Here is a 19,240-nt window from a genome sequence, read left to right as displayed (position 1 = left end):
TTAGAAAAGGGGAAATCTTATGAGAACAGTTGAATTTCTAGATACTAGCCTTCGAGATGGTGAGCAGACACCAGGTGTTAATTTTTCGATCAAGGAAAAGATTGCCATTGCAAGACAACTGGAAAAATGGGGAATTTCGGCAATTGAAGCTGGTTTTCCAGCAGCTAGTCCAGACTCATTTACTGCAGTTCAGGAAATCGCAAAAGTCTTGAAGAAAACAGCGGTAACTGCTTTAGCTCGCTCTGTTAAATCAGACATTGACGCTTGTTATGAAGCACTGAAGGAAGCTAAGTATCCACAAATCCATGTTTTTATCGCTACTAGTCCTATTCATCGTGAATTTAAGTTGAATAAAAGCAAAGAGGAAATATTGGAAGCTATTAAAGAGCATGTTTCCTATGCACGGAGTAAATTTGAAGTGGTAGAATTCTCTCCTGAAGATGCGACTAGAACTGAGCTGGATTTCCTCTTACAAGTCGTTCAAACAGCGGTAGACGCAGGTGCAACCTATATCAATATTCCTGACACGGTTGGTTTTACCACATCAGAGGAATATGGGAATATCTTCAAGTATCTGATTGACAATGTTAAAACTGATCGTCAGATTATCTATTCGCCTCACTGTCACGATGACCTTGGAATGGCAGTTGCAAATAGCCTTGCAGCTGTTAAGAATGGGGCAGGGCGTGTTGAAGGCACTATTAACGGAATCGGAGAAAGAGCTGGGAATGCTGCTTTAGAAGAAATAGCAGTGGCTCTCAATATTCGCCAAGATTACTACCAAGCAGAGACAAGTATCGTCCTAAACGAAACGATTAATACATCCGAAATGGTTTCTCGCTTCTCAGGGATTCCAGTTCCAAAAAATAAGGCGGTTGTTGGAGGAAATGCCTTCTCTCATGAATCAGGTATTCACCAAGACGGTGTTCTTAAAAATCCTCTCACTTATGAAATCATTACACCTGAATTGGTTGGTGTCAAGAGTAATAGTCTTCCGCTCGGTAAATTGTCTGGTCGCCATGCCTTTGTAGAAAAACTGAGAGACTTAGCCCTAGACTTTACAGACGAAGATATCAAGCCACTCTTTACTAAGTTCAAGGCCTTGGCAGATAAGAAGCAAGAAATCACAGATGCAGATATTCGAGCTCTGGTCGCTGGCACCATGGTCGAAAACCCAGAAGGATTCCACTTTGATGATTTGCAACTTCAAACCCATTCTGAAAATGACATTGAAGCAATAGTTAGATTAGCTAATTTTGATGGTGAGAAAGTTGAATTTAATGCGACAGGTCAAGGTTCTGTTGAAGCTATTTTCAACGCTATTGATAAATTCTTTAATCAATCTGTTCGCTTGGTATCCTATACGATTGATGCGGTAACTGATGGGATTGATGCCCAGGCACGTGTATTGGTAACTGTTGAAAACAGAGATACAGAGACTATCTTTAACGCAGCTGGACTTGATTTCGATGTGTTGAAGGCTTCGGCTATCGCTTATATCAATGCTAATACCTTTGTTCAAAAAGAGAATGCTGGTGAGATGGGAACAACAGTTTCCTATCGTGACATGCCTAGCCTGTAAAGGAGAAAGCTATGACAAAGAAAATAGTGGCCCTAGCAGGTGATGGTATCGGCCCAGAAATCATGGAAGCTGGTTTAGAAGTTCTGGAGGCTCTAGCTGAAAAAACAGGCTTTGACTACGAGATAGACAGACGACCTTTTGGAGGGGCGGGTATTGATGCTGCAGGACATCCCTTGCCAGACGAAACGCTTAAGGCTTCTAGAGAAGCGGATGCTATTCTGCTCGCTGCAATCGGTAGTCCTCAGTATGATGATGCTCCAGTTCGACCTGAACAAGGGCTTCTGGCCCTTCGAAAGGAACTAAATCTCTATGCCAATATTCGTCCAGTTAAAATCTTTGAGAGTCTCAAGCACTTATCACCTCTGAAGCCAGAACGAATAACTGGTGTTGACTTTGTAGTAGTACGTGAGTTGACAGGAGGAATTTACTTTGGTGATCATATCCTTGAAGAAAAATCGGCACGTGATATCAACGATTATAGCTATGAGAAAGTAGAACGGATTATACGTAAGGCTTTTGAAATTGCAAGAAGTCGGAGAAAAATCCTTACCAGTATTGATAAGCAAAATGTTTTGGCAACATCAAAACTATGGCGGAGAGTTGCTGATGAAGTTGCAAAAGATTTTCCAGATGTAACTTTGGAACACCAGTTGGTCGACTCAGCTGCCATGCTCATGATTACAAACCCAGCTAAGTTTGATGTTATCGTGACAGAGAATCTTTTCGGAGATATCTTATCTGATGAATCAAGCGTTCTATCTGGTACACTCGGGGTTATGCCATCAGCCAGCCACTCTGAAGATGGTCCGAGTCTTTATGAACCGATTCACGGTTCGGCACCTGATATTGCAGGTAAAGGAATTGCCAATCCTATTTCTATGATTTTATCAGTTGCTATGATGTTGCGTGATAGTTTTGGACGATATGAGGATGCTGACCGTATCGAAGATGCTGTTGAAACAACTTTAGCTGCAGGAATTTTAACGAGAGATATAGGAGGACAGGCTTCTACCAAGGAAATGACGGAAGCCATTATCGCAAGACTATGAAACTAAACGAAGGAATTACTTTTGCCCTCCTGATTTGGAATCTCATCATTTTCTTGATATATGGCATTGACAAATTTAAGGCAAGGAGAAGAGCTTGGCGCATCCCAGAGAAAATCTTACTCATTTTAGCCTTTGCTTGTGGTGGTTTTGGTGCCTGTCTAGCAGGAATCGTTTTTCATCACAAGACTAGAAAATGGTATTTTAAAACAGTTTGGTTTATAGGAATGGTGCCCACGCTAGTAGCCTTATATTTTATTTGGAGGTAATGGATGGCAGGAAAATCAATTTTTGATAAATTATGGGACCTCCATGTGATTACAGGAGAAGAAGGACAGCCTCAACTCATGTATGTAGATCAGCACTATATTCACGAGGTGACCAGTCCTCAAGCTTTTCAAGGATTGCGAAATGCAGGACGTAGATTGAGACGACCCGATTTAACATTTGGGACCTTTGACCACAATGTCCCGACGGTCAATATATATGATATTCGAGATGTAATTTCCAAAGCACAGATTGATAAGTTAGCTGAAAATGTTGAAGAGTTTGGAATCGAACATGCTGCCCACGGTTCAGAAAAACAAGGTATCGTTCATATGGTTGGTCCAGAAACAGGAAGAACACAACCTGGGAAATTCATTGTCTGTGGAGATAGCCATACAGCTACCCACGGAGCTTTTGGAGCGATTGCCTTCGGAATTGGAACCAGTGAGGTCGAACATGTCTTTGCAACCCAAACCATTTGGCAGGTTAAACCCAAGAAAATGTTGGTAGAATTCACTGGTGTCCCTAAAAAAGGAGTCTATTCCAAAGATTTTATTTTAGCCTTGATTGCCAAGTACGGTGTTGCTTGTGGTGTTGGCTACGTGGTGGAGTATCGAGGTCAGGCTATTGATGCACTGAGCATGGAAGAGCGAATGACCATCTGCAATATGTCCATTGAATTTGGCTCTAAGATGGGAATCATGAATCCAGATCAGACCACTTTTGACTATTTAAAGGGACGAGAGTGTGTACCCAAAGATTTTGATGCAGCAGTAGCTGATTGGAAAAGGCTGGTTAGCGACGACGATGCCGTTTATGACAAGGTTATCCGAATGGATGTCTCTGAATTGGCTCCTATGGTGACTTGGGGAACCAATCCTGCTATGGGTGTTGACTTTGATAGTAGCTTCCCAGAAATAAAGGATATGAATGATGAACGTGCTTATCATTACATGGATTTACAACCAGGTCAGAAACCAGCAGATATCCAACTAGGCTATGTCTTTATTGGCTCTTGTACAAATGCTCGGCTCAGTGATTTGCAACTGGCTGCGCGATTTGTCGAAGGGAAGAAGATTGCCCCTAACTTAACAGCTATTGTGGTACCTGGTTCTCGACCAGTCAAGCGAGCTGCTGAAAAGTTGGGCTTGGATAAGGTTTTCCAAGATGCTGGTTTTGAGTGGAGAGACCCAGGTTGCTCCATGTGCCTAGGAATGAATCCTGACAAAGTACCAGATGGTGTTCACTGTGCCTCAACCAGTAACCGCAACTTTGAAGATAGACAAGGATTTGGCGCTAAGACCCATCTCTGTAGTCCAGCCATGGCAGCAGCAGCAGCTATTGCAGGGCGCTTCGTAGATGTTCGACAAATGCCAGAAGCCCAGTAAGGAGAGGATATGGAAAAATTTACTGTTTATACGGGAACGACCGTTCCTCTTATGAATGATAATATTGATACCGACCAAATTCTACCCAAGCAGTTTCTGAAATTGATTGACAAGAAAGGTTTTGGTAAATATCTCATGTATGCTTGGCGTTATCTGGACGATAAGTACACTGAGGATCCAGACTTTGTCTTTAACCGACCTGAATATCGCAAGGCGAGTATTCTCATCACAGGAGATAACTTTGGGGCTGGCTCTTCTAGAGAGCACGCAGCTTGGGCATTAGCAGATTATGGTTTTAAGGTCGTAATTGCAGGATCTTTCGGTGACATTCATTACAATAATGAACTCAATAACGGCATGTTGCCAATTGTTCAACCAAGGGAAGTTAGAGAAAAACTCGCCCAGCTCCAACCAACTGACCAAGTGACGGTAGACTTGGAGCAACAAAAAATCATCTCACCAGTTGGAGAATTTTCCTTTGAAATTGATAGCGAATGGAAACACAAGCTCTTAAATGGTTTGGATGATATCGGTATTACTTTACAGTATGAAGACTTGATTGCTGCTTATGAGAAACAACGACCAGCCTACTGGCAGGATTAGAATAAATATAGAAAAGGAAATAGAACTATGACAAAACACATTCAATGGAACGGAACACTTTCACAAGAAGGCTATGACATTTTAAAAGGTGAGGGCGGATGTATCGTTTGTCCTACTAAGGTTGGTTACATCATTATGACTAGTGATAAGGCAGGACTTGAGCGTAAGTTTGAAGCCAAAGAACGTAATCGTAACAAACCAGGCGTAGTCCTCTGTGGTAGTATGGATGAGCTTCGCGCTTTAGCACAGCTAAATCCTGAAATCGAAGCTTTCTACCAAAAACATTGGGACGAAGATATTCTCCTCGGTTGTATCCTTCCTTGGAAACCAGAAGCCTTTGAAAAACTTAAAGCATATGGTGATGGTCGCGAAGAACTCATGACTGACGTGCGTGGAACGAGCTGTTTCGTTATCAAGTTTGGTAAAGCTGGTGAACAATTGGCTGCTAAACTCTGGGAAGAAGGTAAAATGGTTTATGCCTCATCTGCAAACCCATCTGGAAAAGGAAATCGTGGTAAGGTTGAAGGAATCGGAGAACGTATCGAAGGAGCAGTGGACCTTGTTATCGAGGCAGACGACTACGTGGCATCAATCCAACCTGACAAAACGATTGAAACACGCTACGAGCAAGGTGTGATGGTTTCTATGGTCGATAAAGACGGCAAACTCATTCCAGAACAAGGTGGAGCACGCTCAACTTCACCAGCTCCAGTGGTTATCCGTAAAGGACTTGACATCGATAAAATCATGATGCACCTGTCAGACACCTTTAACTCATGGGATTACCGTCAAGGCGAATATTACTAAAATAAGAAAGAAGTCTAGTGTTAAGAGACATTGAAGCTCCTAACGCTGGGCTTTTTCTTTAGAAATTCTTTTCATTTTTTATAGGATATGATATTCTATATATGAAATGTGTGTTAAGATAGTTATTAAAAATATTTACACTAACAAATAATATTTAGAGCCTTTAATAATTATTTAATAAGCGAGGTAAAGCATTATGATATCTGAATCAACTTTTATTGATAGAATAAAAAAAGAATTCCCAGATGCAATTGAAAATCAAACAAAAAGTTATATTTCTTTTCAGGTTAAAAATAGGAAAGGGAAGTTACAAAATTTTATAGAGATTAATTTTCAAAATAAAGGAATAAAGATTGCCGTTCTCTCTAAGAGTCTTCATGATTCAGATATTTTGTTGTTTAATAAGAAGCCTGATTCATTCGGTTGGACACTTGATGCTGAGTATTTTATTGAGAATGAAAATTCATTAAATGAGATTTTACCTTTTATAAACAAATCTTATGAATTTGTAAAAAGTGGAATTAAATCAGAGTGTTATAAAGTCTTCAAAGAATTTTTGTCTAAATTTGTGAATCAAGCAAATATCTATAATTCAAAAGATATAGAAATTAAACGTTCTCAAAAATTAGATGGAGCTGAATATATTTACCCTGCTCTGACTATTGAGGGTATTCCGTACAAAGTTGAAATGCTTAACACAGGTCATTTTGGTCCAAAGAGTGGTAATGGATATATTAAATCACCTTACTTTGGATATCGGCTGAGTGACATGGATAACTCATGGATAAATATAAGGTGTGGTTTTCAGAGATTTAAACTCACAGAATTTAAAATAGTAAAATGGTATAGTAATAATCGAGATGAAGATTTAGATTATAAATACTTTGTCAAGGACTTAGAGTTGGAATCAACTGCTGAACCTAACGATATTTTAAAAGAGTTTTATGATAATTTCACTAGTTTTTATAGAGAATCAGAAAAGGAAGAGATAAACATGTCAGAAAATATCAACGAGTATAAGAATATCTTATTACAATCCAAAAACCTCATTCTCCGCGGTGCTCCTGGCACAGGAAAAACTTATCTTGCTAAAGAAATTGCTAAAGAATTAACGGATGGCAACGAAGATCAAATCGGCTTTGTACAGTTTCATCCATCTTATGATTATACGGATTTTGTTGAGGGTTTAAGACCGGATTCAAATGAGGATGGCAGTATATTTTTTAAATTAAAAGAAGGTATTTTTAAGAAGTTTTGTCAGAATGCTATAGATTCTAAGAAGATTGGAGGTCAAGATAATTTTGATGAAGCTTGGGATCTTTATCTTGAGTATGTAAATAACAGAGATGAAAAAGAATATTTGACAGAATTTTCCTATCTAACAGTAAATAGTCGAAATAATTTTAATATCAATTATGAAACTAAAGCTCAAGGAACTGTCTTAACAAAATCTTATGTTTATTAACTATATAAAGATGAAAACTATCTGAAACAGCCCTATTATCATAACCAAGGAAAAAAAGTCCTTGAAACTTTAAAGAAAAGATTTGGTTTGAAAGACTATATTTCTCCAGAAGAGGTTGAAACAGACAAGAATTTTGTCTTCATCATCGATGAGATCAATCGTGGGGAGATTTCTAAGATTTTTGGCGAACTCTTTTTCTCTATCGACCCTGGCTATCGTGGCGAAAAGGGAAGTATTTCTACTCAGTATGCTAACTTACACAAGACGGATGATAAATTTTATATCCCAGAAAATGTCTACATCATCGGAACCATGAATGATATTGATCGCTCAGTGGATACCTTTGATTTTGCTATGCGTCGTCGTTTTCGTTTTGTTGAAGTTACTGCTGAAAGTCAACTTGGTATGCTTGATGAGGTGCTTGGTAATAAAGCTCAAGAAGCTAAAATTCGTCTAAGAAACTTGAATGCTGAAATTGAAAAAGTTCAGGAGTTAAATAGTCATTATCATATCGGTCCAAGTTATTTCCTTAAACTGAAGGATGTAGATTTTAACTATGAATTACTCTGGTCTGATTATCTGAAACCACTCTTAGAAGATTACTTGCGCGGTTCTTACGAGGAAGTTGAAATTCTAGAAAATTTGAAAAAGGCCTTTGACAAGACAAGCAATGAGCAAAAAAATCAGGTAGTTACTGACAACAATGAAGGCGATGGAAATGAAAATGCGGATCACTGATAATCAGCATAAGATTATTAAAGAAGACTTTGTTGCAGAATATCCCAAAATAAGCCAACTTCTCTTAGATAGAACACTAAATAATCTTTCTCAAGAAGATAATATCTTTATTTTTCCAAATGACCTACAATATTCTCCAGATTTGGATAAGGATCAAAAAATCTTAGAAACTGTCAATCAGGAAATAAAGACAGGAAATATCATTGGATTTCTTGGCTACGGCCAGGAGAGATTAACCATTTCTTCTCGCTTTTCAAACGAAAGTGATGACTATTTTTTACATTATCTTTTGCAAAAGGTTCTTCATATCAATCTCACTAGTTTAGATGTTGCTTTATCGCGTGAAGATAGACTCTATCAACTTTTGATGTATCTCTTTCCCAAGTATTTGCAAGTCGCTCTCCGAAAAGGTCTTTACAAGGAATACCAGAGATTTTCTCATAACGACAGTCATGTTAAGGGGGTGATTGATGTAGGAAATCATCTCAAGAAAAATCTTCCTTTCATAGGAAATGTTGCCTATACAACAAGAGAGTTTACCTATGATAATCCACTCATACAGCTGATTCGGCATACGATTGAGTTTATAAAGACTCAAAAAAGTTTCAGAGCTATGCTCGATAATAGTCGTGAAACTATAGCTGAAGTTACGCGTGTAACCCCTTCTTATAAATTAGCCGATCGTGCTAAATTTATAAGAATAAATAAAACCAAACCCCTTCGTCATGCCTACTTTCGAGAGTACAGAAAATTACAAGAGCTTTGCCTGATGATCCTAAATAGAGAAAAGCATGGTTTAGGAGACCAAGAGCAAAAAATCCATGGTATTCTTTTTGATGTTGCCTGGATTTGGGAAGAGTATGTTTATACCTTGTTGCCAAAAGATTTCATCCATCCACGAAATAAGAATAGGGCGGACGGTATTTCAGTATTTTCTGACCGTGAACGAAAAGTATTTCCAGATTTCTATCATCAAAACCATAAAATCGTACTAGATACTAAATATAAAAAACTAGAGTTCACTGAAAAAGGGATCAATCGTGAAGACTTGTTCCAGCTGATTTCTTATTCTTATATTTTAAAAGCTGAGCAGGCTGGGCTTGTTTTTCCGAGCAAGGAAAAGGTAGTTGATAATGAGATAGGTAAGCTAGCAGGCTATGGAGCCCTGTTGAAGAAATGGTCTATCCAAATACCTGGACAAGCCGAAAGTTATGAAGATTTTGTCAAGAGGATTGAGTCCTCTGAAAAAGTCTTTATCGAAAATCTAGGTAAGTGTTTGAAAGGTAAGACAAATACAGGGTGAATGTCTACTTATTATCTAAATCAAGAATTATAAACACGAACATTATTTGTTTTCGGTCATTACAATTGACAAAAAACGGACATTATTGTAAACTTGTTAGAGTAATTGTCTGGAAAAGACGAGGCTATTCCTAACTTTAGGAAGGTCTAAACAAGAGAAATGAGAGAAATATGTTAAACGAATTTCCGATCTTTGACTATGAAGATATTCAGCTAATCCCTAACAAGTGTGTTCTTAAAAGTCGTGCAGAGGCTGACACGCAGGTAACTTTAGGGAAGCATACCTTTAAATTACCAGTTGTTCCTTCCAATATGCAAACAATCCTAGATGAAAATGTTGCTGAACAACTTGCTAAGGGTGGATATTTCTATATCATGCATCGATTTGATGAAGAAGGACGCATTCCTTTTGTCAAACGTATGCACGATCAGGGCTTGATTGCTTCAATCTCAGTAGGTGTTAAAGACTACGAGTATGATTTTGTGAGTCAATTAAAGGCTGATGCACCAGAGTACATCACCATTGATATTGCTCATGGTCATGCAGACAGCGTGATTTCAATGATTCAGCACATCAAGAAAGAATTACCTGATACTTTTGTCATCGCTGGTAATGTTGGTACTCCAGAAGCCGTTCGTGAACTTGAAAATGCTGGTGCAGATGCTACTAAGGTCGGAATCGGTCCAGGTAAAGTATGTATTACTAAGGTTAAAACTGGTTTTGGTACTGGTGGTTGGCAGTTAGCCGCCCTCCGCTGGTGTGCGAAAGCTGCTCGTAAACCGATTATTGCTGATGGTGGTATCCGTACACATGGTGATATTGCCAAGTCAATCCGCTTTGGTGCAAGCATGGTCATGATTGGTTCACTGTTTGCAGGGCATATCGAAAGTCCTGGTAAAACAGTTGAAGTGGATGGTAAACAATTCAAAGAATACTATGGTTCAGCTTCAGAATACCAAAAAGGTGCCTATAAGAATGTCGAAGGTAAGAAAATTCTTCTTCCTGCCAAAGGACATTTGCAAGATACCTTGACTGAGATGGAACAGGATTTGCAAAGTTCGATTTCTTATGCTGGAGGTCGAAAGGTAGCTGATCTTCGTCACGTTGACTATGTCATTGTGAAAAATTCTATCTGGAATGGTGACGCTCACTAATATTACTATTACTTATTTATGCCGCGAATTGGCGTGGCGTTTCTACAAGGTACCGTAAATACCTAACAATGAGTAAGCTGCAGAGATATAAGGATAGGTGTTAAATCTATTTCTTTATTTCCTAGAGGCTTACTTGGTAAGTCTCTTTTTATTTCGGAGGATATTGTGAAATTATTAGAAGAACGAATTTTAAAGGACGGAAACGTTCTTGGTGAGAATATTCTTAAGGTGGATTCCTTCTTAACCCACCAAGTTGATTATTCCTTGATGCGCGAGGTTGGTCGTACTTTTGCAGAGCATTTTAAAAATGCTGGTATTACCAAAGTCGTAACCATTGAGGCATCTGGAATTGCCCCAGCCCTTTATGTGGCTGAACAGTTAGATGTACCCATGATTTTTGCTAAGAAGGCAAAAAATATTACTATGAATGAAGGAATTTTGACTGCTGAAGTTTATTCTTTCACTAAACAAGTAACTAGTACCGTATCTATTGCAGGTAAGTTCTTATCTCCTCAAGATAAAGTATTAATTATTGATGATTTCTTGGCTAATGGTCAAGCAGCTAAAGGTTTGATTCAGATTATTGAACAGGCTGGTGCTAGCGTCGAAGCTATCGGAATTGTGATTGAAAAATCCTTCCAAGATGGTCGTGAACTGTTAGAAAAATCAGGTCATCAAGTAGTATCACTCGCGCGATTAGAGCGTTTTGAAAATGGAAAAGTTATCTTTAAGGAGGCAGATATCTAATGAAACAACAGGAAAACCACTCACAGGCAGCCGTTCTTGGTTTGCAACACTTGCTAGCCATGTACTCAGGTTCAATCCTGGTACCAATCATGATTGCAAGTGCTTTAGGGTATTCAGCTCAACAGTTGACCTACCTTATTTCAACAGATATCTTTATGTGTGGGGTTGCAACTCTTTTACAATTGCAACTCAATAAACATTTTGGTGTTGGTTTGCCTATTGTTCTTGGGGTAGCCTTCCAGTCTGTTGCTCCTCTTATCATGATCGGTCAGAGTCATGGTAGTGGTGCTATGTTTGGAGCTTTGATTGCTTCAGGGATTTATGTTATCCTGATTTCAGGTATCTTCTCTAAGGTTGCCAATCTGTTCCCTTCAATCGTAACGGGTTCTGTCATTACAACAATCGGATTGACCTTGATTCCAGTTGCCATCGGAAATATGGGAAATAATGTTGAAAAACCTACTGGACAAAGTTTAGCCTTGGCAATGATTACAGTTCTCATTATTCTTTTGGTAAATATTCTTACAAAAGGATTTATCAAATCTATTTCCATTTTGATCGGTTTGATTGCCGGTACGATTATTGCAGCGACTATGGGCTTGGTTGATTTCTCTCCAGTAGCAGAGGCTCCACTCGTTCATATCCCAACTCCATTCTACTTCGGTGCTCCACAATTTGAGATTTCTTCTATTGTAATGATGTGTATCATCGCTACTGTATCTATGGTAGAATCAACTGGTGTGTATCTTGCCCTTTCTGATATTACTAAAGATCCAATCGATAGCACTCGTCTTCGTAATGGTTATCGCGCTGAAGGTCTTGCTGTCTTACTTGGTGGACTTTTCAATACCTTCCCTTATACAGGATTTTCACAAAACGTAGGTTTGGTGAAACTTTCAGGTATTCGTACTCGTTTACCAATCTACTACGCAGCTGGTTTCCTTATCTTGCTCGGTCTTTTGCCTAAGTTCGGTGCCTTGGCACAGATTATTCCTAGTCCTGTTCTAGGTGGAGCTATGCTCGTCATGTTCGGTTTCGTGTCTCTCCAAGGGATGCAAATCTTGGCGCGTGTAGACTTCGAACACAATGAACACAACTTCCTCATTGCAGCAGTGTCTATTTCTGCTGGGGTTGGATTGAACGGAAGCAATCTCTTCAATACTTTACCGACTGAATTACAAATGTTCTTCTCAAATGGTATTGTTATTGCAAGTACAGTAGCCATCGTCTTGAATGCTATTTTGAATCGTAAAAAATAAAAATAAATGAGAAGCGATAGAAATATCCTTCTCATTTTCTTTTTTAGAGCTTGAGTATTGTTTATAGAGCCCTTTTTATGGTAAAATGGTTCTATGAATGAAAGAATGAAAGAGCTCGTTGAACTGCTTAATCGCTATGCGACAGAGTATTATACAAGTGATAATCCATCTGTATCTGATAGTGAGTATGACCGTCTTTATCGTGAATTGGTAGAGTTAGAAAAAGCTCATCCTGACCAAGTTTTACCAGAAAGTCCGACACATCGTGTTGGTGGAAAGATTCTTGATGGGTTTGAGAAATATAGTCATCAGTATCCTCTTTATAGTTTGCAGGATGCTTTTTCACGTGAAGAACTCGACGCCTTTGATGCGCGTGTTCGTAAAGAATTGGATGATGTCACTTATATTTGTGAGTTGAAGATTGATGGTTTATCGATTTCCTTGACTTATGAGCAGGGAATTTTTGTTACTGGGGCAACTCGCGGTGATGGCTCCATCGGTGAAAACATCACTGAAAATCTTAAACGAGTGAAAGACATTCCTTTATCATTACCAGAAAAATTAGATATTACTGTTCGTGGTGAATGTTATATGCCGAGATCTTCTTTTGACCAGGTCAATCAATCTCGTCAAGAAAATGGGGAGCCAGAATTTGCCAACCCAAGAAATGCGGCTGCAGGAACACTTCGTCAGTTAGATACAGCAGTAGTATCCAAACGTAATCTTGCAACCTTCCTTTATCAGGAAGCTAGTCCTTCAACTCGGGATAGTCAAGAGAAGGTTTTGAAACATTTAGAACAATTAGGCTTTGTGGTTAATCAAAGACGTCTATTAGCTCATAGTATGGATGAGGTTTGGGCGTTTATTCAAGAAATTGGTCAAGAAAGAGATCAGTTGCCTTATGATATCGATGGAGTTGTGATTAAGGTCAATGATCTAGCTGGTCAGGAGCAACTAGGATTTACAGTCAAAGCACCTAAATGGGCAGTAGCATATAAATTCCCAGCAGAAGAAAAAGAAGCGAAACTTCTTTCTGTTGACTGGACAGTAGGGCGTACAGGAGTTGTGACTCCGACTGCTAATCTTACTCCAGTGCAACTTGCAGGTACAACTGTAAGTCGTGCAACTCTTCATAATGTCGACTATATCGCTGAAAAGGATATCCGTAAGGATGACACAGTCATTGTCTATAAGGCAGGGGATATCATTCCAGCTGTTCTACGAGTGGTAGAATCCAAGCGAGTGTCAGAAGAAAGACTAGATATTCCAACAAACTGTCCAAGTTGTGACAGTAAGCTTTTGCATTTTGAAGATGAGGTTGCCCTTCGTTGTATCAATCCGCGATGCCCTGCTCAAATCAAGGAAGGCTTGACGCACTTCGCATCGCGTGATGCTATGAATATTTCTGGCCTTGGTCCATCGATCGTTGAGAAACTATTTGCTGCCGATTTGGTTAAGGATGTTGCAGATATTTATCGTTTGACTGTTGAAGATTTGCTCTTGCTGGATGGTATCAAGGAAAAATCTGCTCAAAAGCTCTACCAGGCTATTCAAGCATCCAAAGAAAATTCTGCTGAAAAACTCTTGTTTGGTTTGGGGATTCGTCATGTAGGAAGTAAGGCAAGTCAGTTGCTTTTACAAAACTTCCACTCAATCGAATCGCTAGCACAAGCCAATCCTGAAGAAATTGCAAATATTGAAAGTTTGGGGAGAGTCATTGCTCAAAGCCTACAGACCTATTTTGCTACAGAGGGTTCTGAAATCCTTTTAAGGGAATTGAAAGAATCAGGTGTTAATCTAGACTACAAAGGACAGACAGTTGCAGCAAATGCATCCTTGTCTGGTCTAACTGTCGTATTGACAGGAAAGCTAGAGCGTCTTAATCGCTCAGAAGCTAAAAATAAATTAGAAAGTCTAGGAGCCAAGGTTACTGGTAGTGTGTCGAAAAAAACAGACCTTGTTGTAGCAGGAGCAGATGCAGGAAGCAAGCTCCAAAAAGCACAAGAACTGGGAATAGAGATTCGTGATGAAGCTTGGCTTGAGAGTTTGTAAGCTATGAAAGAAGAAAAAAAACGCGCACGTCTCATTTATAATCCGACATCAGGCCAGGAAATGATCAAGCAAAATATCGCAGAAGTCCTAGAAGTGTTAGAGAGCATAGGCTATGAAACCAGTGCTTTCCAGACCAAACCTGAACACCTGTCAGCCCAGAAAGAAGCAGAAAGAGCTGCAAAAGCTGGCTTTGATTTGGTTTTAGTAGCTGGTGGTGATGGCACTATCAATGAAGTGGTTAATGGAATTGCACCTCTGGAACATCGGCCAAAGATAGCCATCATTCCGACTGGGACTACCAATGACTATGCAAGAGCATTGAAAATCCCTATGGGGGATCCAGTTGCTGCAGCGAAGATCATTGCTAAAAATGAAACCAAGAAAATTGATATTGGTCGTGCCTTTGGCGATAAGTATTTCATCAATATTGCTGCGGCAGGAGCTCTTACAGAGCTAACCTTTAGTGTTCCGAGTGAACTGAAGACGCGTCTGGGTTATCTGGCCTATGTTGCTAAAGGCATCGAGATGTTCCCAAAATCCAAATCCCGTCCTGTTCGTATTTACCATGATTGGGGAATTTTTACAGGAGAAGTTTCTCTTGTCTTTGTTGCCTTGACCAATTCTATTGGTGGATTTGAGCAATTTGCACCTGATACCAAACTGGATGATGGCAATTTCACGCTTATTCTAGTAAAGACGGATAAAATACTAGATATGTTGAGTCTGCTAGTTCAGGCCATGAACGGAGGCCAACATGTGTCAGATGTCAATGTTGAATATCTGAAAACTAGTAAACTCCGAATTGAAACTTTGGATCAGGAAGAGCCATTTATGCTCAACCTTGATGGAGAATACGGTGGCGACACACCAGTAGATTTGGAAGTATGCCATAATCACATTGAGTTTTTTGTGAATCGTGAGGCGATTGATCAAGAAATTATTAGTAACATATAAAATCAAATTTAATTTAGAAATTAGGGAGAACTATGTACAATTATCCTGTACTTATTCATTACCATCGCAAGGATGAAGCCTACGAGGCTTGTAGTTTCAGTAAAAAAACAGTAGATTCAGTAGAGCTTATCAAAGAAGAAGAATATTTTGGTGCCAAATTTTCACTGACTCAATCGAGTGAAGTAGCCCTTGAGACCATGACTTTTAGTGTTGAAAAAGACGGTATCAGCAAAGAATATCCTATTCGCTTCAATTACTATCCACTTTTGACAGAGGTTTGGATTTTGGATGGAGACGATACAGTTTATTATTCTGAAAATCCAGCTATTGCCAGTTCCCACTATAAGGACCAAAATCCTTTTGCCTTTGACAAGGCAATCAATAGTGCGAGTTTCGACCACCACTGGGGTTATCAAGGAGAGTTGGGATGTCAAGTTTCTGAAAATGAAACAAGTTTTAGCCTATGGGCACCAACAGCTACTTCTGTCCAAGTAGTAGTCTATGAATCAGCGAGCAATGACGCTCCTATCCTTAAAACCTTTGAAATGGAGCGAGGAAATAGTTATTCTTATAGCCACAAGTATAATACCATTGGTGTTTGGAGTTTAACAGTTCCAGAAAACTTAGCAGGTCGTGCTTACCACTACCAAATTGACTTTCCTCATCACCAGTCATTAACTCGTGATTCATATACAATAGCGACAAGTCCTGATGGAAAACGTTCAGCCATTGTCTCAAATCAAGATCGTCAGGTCGAAGGTTTTGAGGTTAAGCATGGTACAGAAGCAACTTGGCGTTTGGAAAATCCTTGCCAAGCAGTCATTTGTGAAATGCATATCCGTGATTTGACTAAGTCTGAAACATCTGGTGTTGCGCCAGAATTAAGAGGAACCTTCTTAGGTGCAGCGCAAACTGGAACAGTTAACCAGTATGGTCAGTCGACTGCATTTGATTACATTAAAGAACTTGGTGTCAACTATGTTCAGCTGCAACCAATTGCTGACCGTCATAAAGAATACGACGCTGATGGAAATGTAACTTATAACTGGGGATATGATCCACAAAACTACAATGCTCCAGAAACTAGCATGTCTACAAACCCAAACGATCCAGGTCAAGCTATCCGGGATTTGAAAGCCATGGTCCAAGCTTATCACGATGCTGGTATCGGTGTTATTATGGATGTTGTTTACAATCATACCTTCTCAACGGTGGATGCGCCATTTCAAACAACGGTTCCCGATTATTATTATCGAATGAACCATGACGGAACCTATCAAAATGGAACAGGAGTCGGGAACGAAACTGCCAGTGAGCACGAAATGTTCCGTAAATATATGATTGATTCTCTTCTCTACTGGGTAAAAGAATTCAATATTGACGGTTTCCGCTTTGACTTGATGGGAATTCATGATGTCAAAACTATGCAGATGATTCGTTGGGCTATGGACGAAGTCGATCCTAAAATCATCCTTTATGGAGAAGGATGGGATATGGGAACTGGTCTTGCTCCTTATGATAAGGCTAAGAAAGATAACGCCTACCAGTTGCCAAACATTGGATTCTTTAATGATAATCAACGTGATGCGGTCAAAGGCTGTGAAGTCTATGGCTCTATCAAATCTGGTTTCGTCAGTGGTGCTGGAACTGAGCCGATCGTCGCAAAGGCTATCCTTGGAAGCCGAGAGCTAGGTTCTTATCTCAGTCCCAATCAGGTTCTTAACTATGTAGAAGCCCACGATAACTACAATTTGCATGATTTGCTTAAAACTCTTCATCCAACGGAGAGTGAAAAACGTATCATGAAGAAAGTAGAAACAGCGACAGCCATGAACCTTCTCATGCAAGGGATGGCCTTCATGGAGTTGGGGCAAGAGTTTGGCCGTACCAAGCTTGTAGCTACAGGAGAAAATGGCGAGTTGACTCACGCAGATCGTGAGAGAGCTATGAATAGTTACAATGCTCCTGATAGCGTCAACCAAGTCAACTGGGATTTGATCAATGAGCGTCAAGATAGTATCGAGTTTGTTCGTCAGATTATCCGACTTAAAACACAAAACAGTGCCTTTTCATACCCTACCTATGAAGAAGTCTACCGTCATGTCTTTGTTCACACAGCCATTGAAAATAGTGGTTGGATTGTCTACGAGATTCAGGGAATTGAAGAGCACTTCTTGGTTGTATTCAATGCCAAAGGGGCTTCCTATTACTATGAAAATGCAGGAAACCTAGAAATGTTAGTAACTAATAGCCGTTCTAACCAAGAAAATGTTATTGACGACGTCAGTGTGGCAGTTATGAATGTTTTATCGTAAGTCTTAAATTGAAGACGGAGTCAATGAAATGTAGGGCAAAGCTATTTTGTAGAGTCCAATGAATGAACAAAAATGTTTCAAAGGCTCATTTCTACTAAAAATACGAGGTCGGGATTTTTGATCCCGGCCTATAATTCTAGACAGTCTCTGTTGAAGTCCTAAGTAAAACTAAAATTTTCAGAATAGTAGTTCATTTTCAAGTCGTAGACAGATAGAAAAAAACAGAAGTTTCATTACTAATTGAATCATAATTAGAAAAGTTCATTACTTTTAGTGGGAGATACCTATGGATATCAATACAATTACTCTGGAAAAATTCATCACCTTAAATGAAGAGGAGAAACTTCAGTGTCTCAAAGACATTAAGCATACCTACCAATTCGAAAAGATAAAGGAAATCCTCTCAGAGCTTGGATTAGAAAATTTAAGTGGCCAAGTACTTAGTGAACTAGCCAAAGTTTGTAATAATTGGAGTCAATTCGAAGAGGCAAAAATAGTTTTAGAGATGGTTTCTGAAGAAGATAGAGATGCTATTTGGTATTATCGAAATGGTTTTACCCATTGGCGTTTATCTAGTGATCCGAACAAGGACTTTGAAACTGAAGCTAATCAGGCTCTAGCTTTATTAGAAAATGCTATCAAAAATGCTGGTTCCCCAACAAATCCAGTTATTGAATGGTGTATTGAGTTGGTTAGAGTAGGTTCTCTAAAGCAAGTTCTTGAAAACAGGCCAACAGACTATCCCTTGTTACAAAAATACTATTTTGAAGATGTTAATGAAACTAATCAAGTAATGAAAATTGTACAAAATAAGAAATTATACAAGAATATTACGGTAGAAGACGTTCAAAAGGCAAAAGACTCATGGGATATTATTAAACCAGTATACGAAACTGTTAACATTTATAACACCTATGAAGACTATCTCGATTCTGCAAAAATCTTTACTTTAGAACAAAGATACCTTCTGGCAATTATCTGGTATTTTATCGAAGTAAACAATGGAGGCCACTATCAATTTTTTGATAATTCGACAGGGATTGTCTGGGAAGATACTTTAAAGGGCTTCGAACTGTTTGGAATGAAGGAGCATGCTGCTAATTTCAAAAATCTCCTTGCATACTTTGGCGGAACTATCTCCTTTGTTAGAGAAGAAAGATCAGAGCTGCTAGCACAGATGGAAGAAGAGTATGGTGATGCTTTTTATGAGAAATTGGATGAAGCAGATGATTTTATCTATGATTATGATGGAAATGAGAATGAACTAAGTTTTATCAAAAAATATCCCGAGAAATTCATTTTTCATGGAAGTGCAGATAAATCGTAAAGAATAGTAAATAAAGAAAGAGCAGATTGGAAGATCTGCTCTATTTTTTGGGAGAAATCCCTTGTTTCTGAATAGTTGCAATCTAAATTGAATGTTATAAACTCAATATTTACGGATTTTCAATATATTTTTTAAAAATATCAGGCTAAAAATTGCTTAAATCCGAACATTTTGTTACTATTATATAAAAATGTAAGAAAATGAAAAGAGGTGAAGATAAATCGGAAAATTAA

At 38.9% G+C, this 19,240-nt stretch carries 14 protein-coding genes, 1 pseudogene and 1 riboswitch; all 15 genes and pseudogenes read left to right on the top strand.

Going from position 1 to position 19,240, the window contains the following annotated elements; genetic code table 11:
* Positions 1-19: 19 nt before the first annotated feature.
* The 15 genes and pseudogenes from AAFQ93_RS07405 (at position 20) to AAFQ93_RS07335 (ending at position 19,007) form a co-directional block, all read left to right on the top strand.
* Positions 20-1,582 (top strand): 2-isopropylmalate synthase, encoded by a 1,563-nt coding sequence (locus AAFQ93_RS07405; RefSeq protein WP_223141082.1) that lies wholly within the window; start codon positions 20-22, stop codon positions 1,580-1,582.
* 11 nt (positions 1,583-1,593) lie between these two features.
* Positions 1,594-2,631 (top strand): 3-isopropylmalate dehydrogenase, encoded by a 1,038-nt coding sequence (leuB, locus tag AAFQ93_RS07400; protein WP_223141081.1) that lies wholly within the window; start codon positions 1,594-1,596, stop codon positions 2,629-2,631.
* A complete protein-coding gene (locus AAFQ93_RS07395) occupies positions 2,628-2,897 on the top strand; it encodes a DUF1294 domain-containing protein (protein ID WP_049526689.1) in 270 nt (89 codons plus the stop codon). The genes leuB and AAFQ93_RS07395 overlap by 4 nt, the downstream gene beginning before the upstream one ends.
* A gap of 3 nt (positions 2,898-2,900) precedes the next feature.
* Positions 2,901-4,283, top strand: coding sequence for a 3-isopropylmalate dehydratase large subunit (gene leuC / locus AAFQ93_RS07390; protein WP_223141080.1), 1,383 nt, complete (start codon positions 2,901-2,903; stop codon positions 4,281-4,283).
* 9 nt (positions 4,284-4,292) lie between these two features.
* Positions 4,293-4,886, top strand: coding sequence for a 3-isopropylmalate dehydratase small subunit (leuD, locus tag AAFQ93_RS07385; RefSeq protein WP_375555062.1), 594 nt, complete (start codon positions 4,293-4,295; stop codon positions 4,884-4,886).
* Between the two features lie 27 nt (positions 4,887-4,913).
* Positions 4,914-5,693 carry an L-threonylcarbamoyladenylate synthase gene (locus AAFQ93_RS07380; RefSeq protein ID WP_000160505.1) on the top strand — a complete coding sequence of 260 codons (780 nt, stop codon included), beginning with the start codon at positions 4,914-4,916 and terminating at the stop codon, positions 5,691-5,693.
* A 196-nt stretch (positions 5,694-5,889) separates the two neighbouring features.
* A pseudogene (locus AAFQ93_RS07375) lies at positions 5,890-7,896 on the top strand (McrB family protein).
* Positions 7,883-9,199 carry a 5-methylcytosine restriction system specificity protein McrC gene (locus AAFQ93_RS07370; RefSeq protein ID WP_223141164.1) on the top strand — a complete coding sequence of 439 codons (1,317 nt, stop codon included), beginning with the start codon at positions 7,883-7,885 and terminating at the stop codon, positions 9,197-9,199. The pseudogene AAFQ93_RS07375 and the gene AAFQ93_RS07370 overlap by 14 nt, the downstream one beginning before the upstream one ends.
* Before the next feature lie 170 nt (positions 9,200-9,369).
* A complete protein-coding gene (guaC, locus tag AAFQ93_RS07365) occupies positions 9,370-10,353 on the top strand; it encodes a GMP reductase (protein WP_000931194.1) in 984 nt (327 codons plus the stop codon).
* Positions 10,346-10,442, top strand: a riboswitch (purine riboswitch). Its footprint overlaps the gene before it by 8 nt.
* 76 nt (positions 10,443-10,518) lie before the next feature.
* On the top strand, positions 10,519-11,100 hold the full coding sequence (locus AAFQ93_RS07360) for a xanthine phosphoribosyltransferase (RefSeq protein ID WP_223141078.1): 582 nt from the start codon (positions 10,519-10,521) through the stop codon (positions 11,098-11,100).
* Positions 11,100-12,359 carry a nucleobase:cation symporter-2 family protein gene (locus tag AAFQ93_RS07355; RefSeq protein ID WP_223141077.1) on the top strand — a complete coding sequence of 420 codons (1,260 nt, stop codon included), beginning with the start codon at positions 11,100-11,102 and terminating at the stop codon, positions 12,357-12,359. The genes AAFQ93_RS07360 and AAFQ93_RS07355 overlap by 1 nt, the downstream gene beginning before the upstream one ends.
* A gap of 93 nt (positions 12,360-12,452) precedes the next feature.
* Positions 12,453-14,411, top strand: a complete 1,959-nt coding sequence (ligA, locus tag AAFQ93_RS07350; RefSeq protein ID WP_223141076.1) for an NAD-dependent DNA ligase LigA — start codon at positions 12,453-12,455, stop codon at positions 14,409-14,411.
* Positions 14,412-14,414: 3 nt separating this feature from the next.
* Positions 14,415-15,365: a diacylglycerol kinase family lipid kinase gene (locus AAFQ93_RS07345; protein ID WP_223141075.1), complete on the top strand. Its 951-nt coding sequence runs from the start codon at positions 14,415-14,417 to the stop codon at positions 15,363-15,365.
* A gap of 32 nt (positions 15,366-15,397) precedes the next feature.
* The gene (pulA, locus tag AAFQ93_RS07340; protein WP_223141074.1) at positions 15,398-17,680 is read left to right on the top strand and encodes a type I pullulanase; all 2,283 of its coding nucleotides are present in this window, start codon (positions 15,398-15,400) and stop codon (positions 17,678-17,680) included.
* A 286-nt stretch (positions 17,681-17,966) separates the two neighbouring features.
* Positions 17,967-19,007 (top strand): DMP19 family protein, encoded by a 1,041-nt coding sequence (locus tag AAFQ93_RS07335; protein ID WP_223141073.1) that lies wholly within the window; start codon positions 17,967-17,969, stop codon positions 19,005-19,007.
* Positions 19,008-19,240 lie beyond the last annotated feature (233 nt).

The sequence above is a fragment of the Streptococcus nidrosiense genome (assembly GCF_042140045.1).
Classification (GTDB): domain Bacteria; phylum Bacillota; class Bacilli; order Lactobacillales; family Streptococcaceae; genus Streptococcus; species Streptococcus nidrosiense.
Note: the sequence above shows the minus strand (reverse complement) of the source record. Positions and strands in the feature narration are given on the sequence as shown.

Bases quoted from the DNA above. Each gene is read 5' to 3' on its own strand.
- AAFQ93_RS07405 (WP_223141082.1), top strand. From the start codon at position 20: ATGAGAACAGTTGAATTTCTAGATACTAGCCTTCGAGATGGTGAGCAG.
- leuB (WP_223141081.1), top strand. From the start codon at position 1,594: ATGACAAAGAAAATAGTGGCCCTAGCAGGTGATGGTATCGGCCCAGAA.
- AAFQ93_RS07395 (WP_049526689.1), top strand. From the start codon at position 2,628: ATGAAACTAAACGAAGGAATTACTTTTGCCCTCCTGATTTGGAATCTC.
- leuC (WP_223141080.1), top strand. From the start codon at position 2,901: ATGGCAGGAAAATCAATTTTTGATAAATTATGGGACCTCCATGTGATT.
- leuD (WP_375555062.1), top strand. From the start codon at position 4,293: ATGGAAAAATTTACTGTTTATACGGGAACGACCGTTCCTCTTATGAAT.
- AAFQ93_RS07380 (WP_000160505.1), top strand. From the start codon at position 4,914: ATGACAAAACACATTCAATGGAACGGAACACTTTCACAAGAAGGCTAT.
- AAFQ93_RS07370 (WP_223141164.1), top strand. From the start codon at position 7,883: ATGCGGATCACTGATAATCAGCATAAGATTATTAAAGAAGACTTTGTT.
- guaC (WP_000931194.1), top strand. From the start codon at position 9,370: ATGTTAAACGAATTTCCGATCTTTGACTATGAAGATATTCAGCTAATC.
- AAFQ93_RS07355 (WP_223141077.1), top strand. From the start codon at position 11,100: ATGAAACAACAGGAAAACCACTCACAGGCAGCCGTTCTTGGTTTGCAA.
- ligA (WP_223141076.1), top strand. From the start codon at position 12,453: ATGAATGAAAGAATGAAAGAGCTCGTTGAACTGCTTAATCGCTATGCG.
- AAFQ93_RS07345 (WP_223141075.1), top strand. From the start codon at position 14,415: ATGAAAGAAGAAAAAAAACGCGCACGTCTCATTTATAATCCGACATCA.
- pulA (WP_223141074.1), top strand. From the start codon at position 15,398: ATGTACAATTATCCTGTACTTATTCATTACCATCGCAAGGATGAAGCC.
- AAFQ93_RS07335 (WP_223141073.1), top strand. From the start codon at position 17,967: ATGGATATCAATACAATTACTCTGGAAAAATTCATCACCTTAAATGAA.